The following is a 7,055-nucleotide window of genomic DNA, read 5'->3' as shown; positions in this document are numbered from 1 at the left end:
TCCAGACCGGCAATGGTGCGGAGTTCCAGTCGGTCTTCGGCTGGCACGTGATCGACCAGGGTATCGGCCACACCTACATCAAACCAGCAACCCCGCGCCTCAACGGCAAGGTGGAGCGCTCGCACCGCATCGACGCCGAAGAGTTCTACCGCCTCCTCGACGGTGTCGTCATCGACGACACCGGGTTGTTCAACGACAAGCTAAAGGAATGGGAGGACTACTACAATTTCCACCGCCCCCACGGGGGCCTCGCAGGGCAGACGCCCTATGAGAGGCTGCTACAGAAGACCCAGGCCCACACTGTCAACGGCCATCGTCAGTCGCACACGGTGCTTGATGCTTCTTCGACTCGGTGGCCGGCTTGGCTATGGTCTGATTCTGTTCAGCACCAGTGTGTTCAATTCGGTGGCCGGTTTTGTGTTGCTGGTCCGTAGTGATGCATGCTGCCTCAGTGTCGGTGCTGGTGCCGCGGAATTCTCTCGGGTGTGATGGGGGGAGCACTCGCCGGGAGAGATGAACTCTCCCGCGAAGGGTTCTCTCCTTCGAGAGGACACATCCGCTGTCAGTCCCCTCCTACAGTTGGTGTGTCCTCCGCTTGAAGGCGCGACCAGTCACAGGAGGTGTCATCATGGGCGAATGCCAGCCACAGATCGCGAATGCAGCACACGCAGGACCCGGATCTCGGGTTTCAGGTGTGGTGATGTAGGTGTCTCCAGCGACCGAAACAGATGAGGTCACACAGTCGATGTTGCATGGCCTCTATTCAGCCGCGATGCGGGCTGGCGGCGTCGTGAATATGCTCTCACAATTGACTCAGGACCAGCGTTTAGCGGCAGAGTCGGCGGTGCGAGTGCAGAACTATTTGAATGAGGATGCGCGCAAACAGGAACTTCATGAGATCACGTGGAAGAACCGTGATGATGAGGGAAAACGCGCACAACTATTAGCAACACAGAAATCGCTACTGAATGGACAGACCGCTCAACTCAAAGAAGCAGAGTCGAGCGCAAATGTCGCGGCGACGAACACGCGCCGGGATTCATATTTGGACGAGGCTGCCATCCGGCGAGAGGATCAGGAGAACAGAGAGAGGCGTGCGCAAGAGTTACACGGTGCGAGGATTAGCAACCTTAAATCCGATAATGTTCGAAAGTCTGAGACGCACACTCTGAACGTCCTTGAAAATCTCCATAGGATAGGAGCTTTGCGTCGTCAGACCGGTTTTTCCGAGGGGCTGACGAAGGAAGGCGAGAAGTCAGACAACGTGATGACTTCGCTGGCGTGGGCCGCAGCCACAATGGGTGCTGCCAGTTTCAGCAGTCAGCACCAGGAGGCAGCAAAAGCATATACGGATCGCATCTATAGTGATACGGGCCGCAATGTAGGTGATTTCGCTCCCGGGAAGGACGGTTCGGGGCCGGCAGCGTCTTCGTCGATTGAAGATGTTATTTCCAACCTGGCTGCGGAATTCGCCCGACGGTTCGTGGATCTGGATCGGAGTACCGCTGATGCGGGTGGCGCTGGCCCTGATACCGGTGAAGTGATCGGTGAGGCCGCCGCAGCGGCGAGCAGCGCGGCAGATCCGGGGGAGGGTGTCTATCGCGATCCCGGACCGTCGCCCGAAACTAGTTCACCCGAACCTGGCGCCGATCACGGAGTCGGCGCGTGAGTAGCCAAACACTGGGCAACGCCGTGCGGCTGCCCGAACTCGACAGAATAGAATCAATCGCCGTAGCTGACACGCACCCGCTGATCGCCAGCGCCACGCTTGCGGAGATTCTGGACCGCTGTACGACGACTGGATACCAGCAGACCGCTGCTTCCGTCACCACGGTGATCCACGTTGCCGATTTCGCCGTACCTGCACCGCACAGGATTCGCGAACCGCCAGCCACTTTTGCTGCATCCGAAGGTCTGGGGACGTTGGAACCATCCTGTAGCGGCGGCTGGTGCTGGTGGGACAAGCCTTGGTCTCGGTATGCCAGCAGTCAGCTCCACGCAGCCCAAACGGCGACCGCACTTCATCCCAAATCGATTCCTCGACCGGCCACAACGTTGTTGAACTATGGCCAGTACCAACATTCTTCAGATGACTCCGATGGAGATGCGACGGTCAAGGTATCGTGTTCTGGTTCGGGTGATGCTGGGGATTGGTTGCGGTGAGCCCGCGGAGGGAGACTCGGCGCCGGACACCGGGAAGTTCCGAAGAATTCAGCAAGCTTGTTCTGCTGTTGGGGGTGCTCGCGGTTGGGCTGGGTTTGTGGGGAGCGTTGTGTGTTGGAAGCCTGATGGCGGGCTTGCCGGTTCGGTCGAATCCTACTGCCGCCCTTTTGGAAGTAGCGTGGGGTGAACGCGTGTGGCCATGGCAGTCCACCGCTGCCGCTGGTGGGTTGGGTGTGGTAGTCGGTGCAGCGGCTGCCGCGGTGAGGTGGTCGCGCGGGCAAGGGGTGGAGGTCGACTCTGTTGCGCGGACCATGCAGCGGCCGCGTGATTTGACTATCGCGACAGTGCGTTCCAATGCTGCAGCGGCCCCGCGTCTGTTGCGGGATGCACCGAAACATATCCAGGCGCGCGCTGGCCCGCCGTTGGGGTTCACTGTCGCGGGAAATGTGGCGTTGCATGTTCCTGCGGAACTTGGTGTGTTCATCGAGGCGGGCACCCGGACGGGAAAGACCATGGCGTGGGCGGTACCTGCGGTGATGGCCGCGTGGGGGCCTGTGGTGTCGACGTCGAACAAGCCTGATCTGTATCGCCATACCTGCTGGGGCCGCCAACAGGCTGGCACGGTGTGGTTGTCGGATCCGCAGGGTGTGACCGGCAGTGTTCAGGTGGGGTTTTGGGTGAACCTGCTGCGCCAAATCGATACCCTTGCTGCCGCCCGCAAACTCGCCTCGTTCTTCGTTTCAGCGTCGAAGGACAAAGATTCCCGAGTCGACAGCTATTTCGACGGCGGCGCACAGGATCTGTTGGCCTGCTACCTGTTGGCGTCGGCGTGCGCAGGCGGGGACCTGATGCATGTGGCTGAATGGTTGGGGCGCGATCAGGACACGACCCCAGCCCTGATCTTACGAAAATCAGGTAAACAGCGTCCCGCTCAACGGATCCTCGAATACCAAGCTCTGTACTCACGCCAACGTGATGGCTTGTTCGATATGGCTCGCCGATTCCTGAATGTGCTTTCAGATGAGACGTATGCAAGCATGGTGTGTCCGCCGACTCGCCGGGCGATCACTGTTCATGAACGCAGCGATGACGAGATCGAGATCGAACTCGGGTTCGACTACGAGCAGCCGCGCCACAATTTGCCTGAGTTCGATCCCCGTCAGTTCGTTACATCTGGCGACACACTGTATGCGTTGAGCATGGAAGGGCCTGATTCCGCAGCACCGTTGACCGCCGCACTGGTGGGGCAGCTGCTGGAGTCCGCGCTCGCGGTTGCGCGTGCACGACCGGACGGGCGGCTGGCGGTGCCGCTTCTGGGAGTGCTCGACGAGGCAGCTAATTGCTGCCCGATCGCGCTGCTGCCCAACTACTACACCTACGCGGGAGGTCATGGTGTCATCCTGATGACCTTCTTGCAGGTCCTCGAGCAAGGCAAACAGCTATGGGGGGACAACGGGCTGAAAACCATTCGAGCTCAATCGATCGAGGTATACGGCGGCGGGATCAGCGACACTGAATTCCTGCAGCAGTTGTCGACGATATCCGATGAGCACGATGTCGCCGACCGTTCCCATAGTGTCGGTCCTGGCGGCACCAACCGCACTGTGAACTGGCGGGCTGAGGCAATTCTCAACGTCGCTGCCTTGGCCGCACTCCCCAAACAGCGTGCACTGGTTCGGCTACCGGGTCATCGCCCCATCCTGGTTCGCAAACCTTGGTGGCAGGAAGGTGAATACGCTGAGGCGATCAACCGTTCTCTGGACCAGTTCGTCGTCCTGGGCAACACAGACAAGCATTCAATTGCTGCCGACTCAGGCGGAAAGACCGTAAGCCATGGTGAATGGACAGAAGCAGAAGGCTAAACCTGCTCCGCCGCACAAATTCTCGACCTTCGTGGGATTCGCGGAGTCTTGGTTGCTGCCGCTGGTGACGCTGCGGTTGGCCGAGGCCAGCCGTGAGGGAACCTACACGTGGTGCACCCGCTGGTGGAGCCATCGCGCGGTGTCGGTGCGCATCGCGCACCTGCACTCGGCGTTCGAAGCCGCCCGTGCCACTGGCAACGCCGACGCGATAAGCTCCTACATACTGCAGCACGTCGATCCGTCCTTCCGGTTGATGCTGGATGCTGCCAATGGCCCCTTGCACCGATGTACCCGAACCAAACACGTTGCGGTGCCCTCATTGCCGTTCGATCCGGTACCGCCAGGATGGTTTGGTCCAGCCATAGCTGCGGGTGCGCCGGCGGCCAGTGACAGCGAGGATGGGCCACCGCCCCTGCGGTTTGCGAGTTTTGTCGAATTCACCCAGCAGTGGCTGCTACCGGTTATCTCGGTCCGATTGGCGGGTCAGGGACGCGAGGGTAACTACACCTGGTGTCGGCAATGGTGGCGCCACCGAACAGTCGCCGTGCGGTTCGCAGCGTTGCACTCCGTGTTCGAAGCATCGCTGCGAACCGACGATCGCGGTCGGATGAGCAGCCTGTTCGTCTTCCACATCGACCCCCACATGCGGTTGCTGTTGGACGCTGCCAACGGGCCACTGCACCGGTGCACCCCAGAACGACACACCGACAGTGTTGGGTTGCCGTTCACACCCGTCCCACTCGGATGGTTCGATTCCGAGGCAGGTGACAGTGTTGCGGTGGAGGATGCGGGCTTCGGCCCGGACTTTCGGATCATCAACGAGTTCCGCACAGGCTGAGCCGCCTGGTGCCACGGCACCCCAGAAGCCTGCCCTCGGCGAGCGGCGGCGAAACGCGGTGCAGACGAACACGCCTCTCACCATCCGCGCACGGATGGAATCGGCCGCCAGCAGCCGCGGACTGGCTCGTTGATCTCCGGCCGCACCAGTCGTGGGGCACGCTGTGCGAGCGGATCTAGCTGTTGCGGGTCATGAGGTTGTTGACGCTGGGGCAGGGGTGGGGTGAAGGGGACGCACATATTGGGGTCGATGCCGCCGCCGGCCGGTGGAATCAGAGTCCGAGGTCGGGCTCTGGTGTCGAGGTTGTTGTGTCGTGTGCAGGCTCTGTGGCGGCGGAGGTGTCTGGATCAGCGGTGGGGGCGGTGCGATGGTGGCGTTCTTCGACTTCACGTTGGTCCGGTGAAAGCAGGCTGCGGCGGTTGCGTTCTTCGCGAAGCAACTCCAGCCGCTCCTCAAGGTTGTCACGTGGCGATTCGGATGTGGCGACAGGTGTCACGGAATGCAGGATCGCTCCGGGGCGGTCGAGGACTTCGTCCCATCTTTCGGGCGGTCCGGCCAGGCGTTTCGCCTCGTGGTGCGCGGCGGCGGCCTTGAGTTTCGCTGCGGCCAGGGCTGCCCTATTTTGATCTCGGTCTTTTATCAGCTGCCCCAACTCGTCTTCAAGGTTGAAACATGCGGACTTGACCGATCTGATTTCCAACCGAATGTTGTTGATTTCGTTGGCGATGCTACGTACCCGCGATGATTTCTTTCTATCTTCAAGTTCCCCAAGCTTGGATTCCAGGCGCTCAAATTGGCCGCGGGCGCTTATGATTTTGACCTGTGCGCTGTGGACGCTCGCACGGTAGGACAGCCTTTCCCTGTTGAGGACTTCGACAGCGGCCTCAGCGTCGCGGGCCTCAGTGATGGCATCAGAGGCCATGATGCCGTGGTCGCGATTTGCCGCTGGGTCGACCATCGGATCGGTCGCCCCGATGCCCGCCGCGGCATCGAGGTTCGCCTCCGATGCAATCTCGCGCACTGTCTGACCGATGAGAGTGCCGAGATCGGCTTCGCTGTAGGCGGACAACGACTTCAGTCCAGCCCGTTGTAGTTGTTCGGACTTGTTGTGGAGTCCGCTTTCAATCACCCATCTCGAGATGCGAGCGCGGATCATCCAGTTGGACAGACGCCAGTCTCGTTTGAGAAACGCCAACGCCTCGAGGGTAGGCTTGGTTGCGGCGAGATGCGCGCACCGAGCTTCGATGTGGTCGCCGAGATGGTGAGGGGGAATGCCGGGTTCGTTCCGTTCCCGACAATCTCCGCACAATCCGTCGTCGTGCTGGCTGTCACCGAAGACAGAGCGGTCGAACCGTTCGTCGATGCGAGGGCGTTCGACATCGCACCCGACACAGGGCATGGTGCCCCGCCGAAGCACCTCCTCGAGGTGATCGTCGTTGTTGTGATACATCTCGTCTGAGTCCCAGCGGGTCCGGCCGTCGAGATTGGGTTGTTCCTCGGACTCGCCGGGCCACCACGACCGGGTGGTGCCTTTGGAGCGCTTGCCGGTGCTGAGGGAGCGGAATAAGCCAGGGTCGGTGTCAGGGATACAGGCCCTGAAGAGCGCGGTATGCCCCGTGTCCTGGGCCGCGGTCCATTCGAGTTGATCGACGGCAACGCTGAAGGGAGCTTGTTCCAGTATTGCGTGAACTGTCCGAAAGATGCTGCGCTCCTCGTCAGAGGCCTGGTTGAGTAGTTTTGTGACGGCGGCCGCGGTGGACTTCCGTCTTGTGGCGCCGGTCTTGATCAACTCCGCAAGCCGCTGCATACTTTCGGACAGCGGAGTGGGGGTGGCAGCGGCGAATTCGGATGTGGTATTCGGCGAGGCAGCAACTGTGGGCGTGTCCGACTGGGTATCGGTGTCACTGTGCGGCGGGCCGGTATCCAGTTCAGGGGTGCACGCACCAATGAGTTCACCCAGGCCAGGATCAGCAGAGCTGTGTGCAGCCCGGTTCAAGCGCCCGACAGCAACATCTAGCGGATACTGATCCAGCGTCTTGAAGACACGACGCAGCACGCTGATGTATTCAGCAGTGGAATCATCACCAAGGTTCGTGATGGCGTCTCGCGCGCGAGCCAGGTCACCGGATTTGAGCAACCCCGCAACCCGCAGCACACTCTCGGGCACCGACGCGGAGGCGTCCGACTGGGTA

5 protein-coding genes and 1 pseudogene are annotated in these 7,055 nt (G+C 60.9%); 5 read left to right on the top strand and 1 reads right to left on the bottom strand.

What is annotated here, in order from left to right; translation table 11 throughout:
- The 5 genes and pseudogenes from K940_RS29755 to K940_RS31110 form a co-directional block, all read left to right on the top strand.
- Positions 1 to 287, top strand: a pseudogene (locus K940_RS29755) (integrase core domain-containing protein); the annotation flags it as partial.
- 419 nt (positions 288 to 706) lie between these two features.
- A complete protein-coding gene (locus K940_RS32610; protein ID WP_155981047.1) occupies positions 707 to 1,669 on the top strand; it encodes a hypothetical protein in 963 nt (320 codons plus the stop codon).
- Positions 1,666 to 2,163, top strand: a complete 498-nt coding sequence (locus K940_RS32605; protein ID WP_155981046.1) for a hypothetical protein — start codon at positions 1,666 to 1,668, stop codon at positions 2,161 to 2,163. The genes K940_RS32610 and K940_RS32605 overlap by 4 nt, the downstream gene beginning before the upstream one ends.
- A 125-nt stretch (positions 2,164 to 2,288) precedes the next feature.
- A complete protein-coding gene (locus K940_RS29750) occupies positions 2,289 to 4,025 on the top strand; it encodes a type IV secretory system conjugative DNA transfer family protein (protein ID WP_369797530.1) in 1,737 nt (578 codons plus the stop codon).
- Positions 4,026 to 4,056: 31 nt separating this feature from the next.
- Complete coding sequence (locus K940_RS31110) at positions 4,057 to 4,863, top strand: DUF4913 domain-containing protein (protein ID WP_051407436.1); 807 nt, start codon at positions 4,057 to 4,059, stop codon at positions 4,861 to 4,863.
- Positions 4,864 to 5,134: 271 nt separating this feature from the next.
- Here the strand turns inward: K940_RS31110 and K940_RS29740 are convergent, their stop codons facing one another.
- Positions 5,135 to 7,030, bottom strand: a complete 1,896-nt coding sequence (locus K940_RS29740; protein ID WP_155981044.1) for a hypothetical protein — start codon at positions 7,028 to 7,030, stop codon at positions 5,135 to 5,137.
- Positions 7,031 to 7,055: the final 25 nt, after the last annotated feature.

The organism is Nocardia sp. CNY236, assembly GCF_000482385.1.
Lineage (GTDB): Bacteria > Actinomycetota > Actinomycetes > Mycobacteriales > Mycobacteriaceae > Nocardia.
The sequence above is the reverse complement of the archived record's forward strand: the minus strand, read 5'-3'. Positions and strand labels throughout refer to the sequence as shown.

Excerpts from the sequence above, each read along its gene's own strand:
- K940_RS29750 (WP_369797530.1), top strand. The coding sequence starts at position 2,289 with ATGGCGGGCTTGCCGGTTCGGTCGAATCCTACTGCCGCCCTTTTGGAA.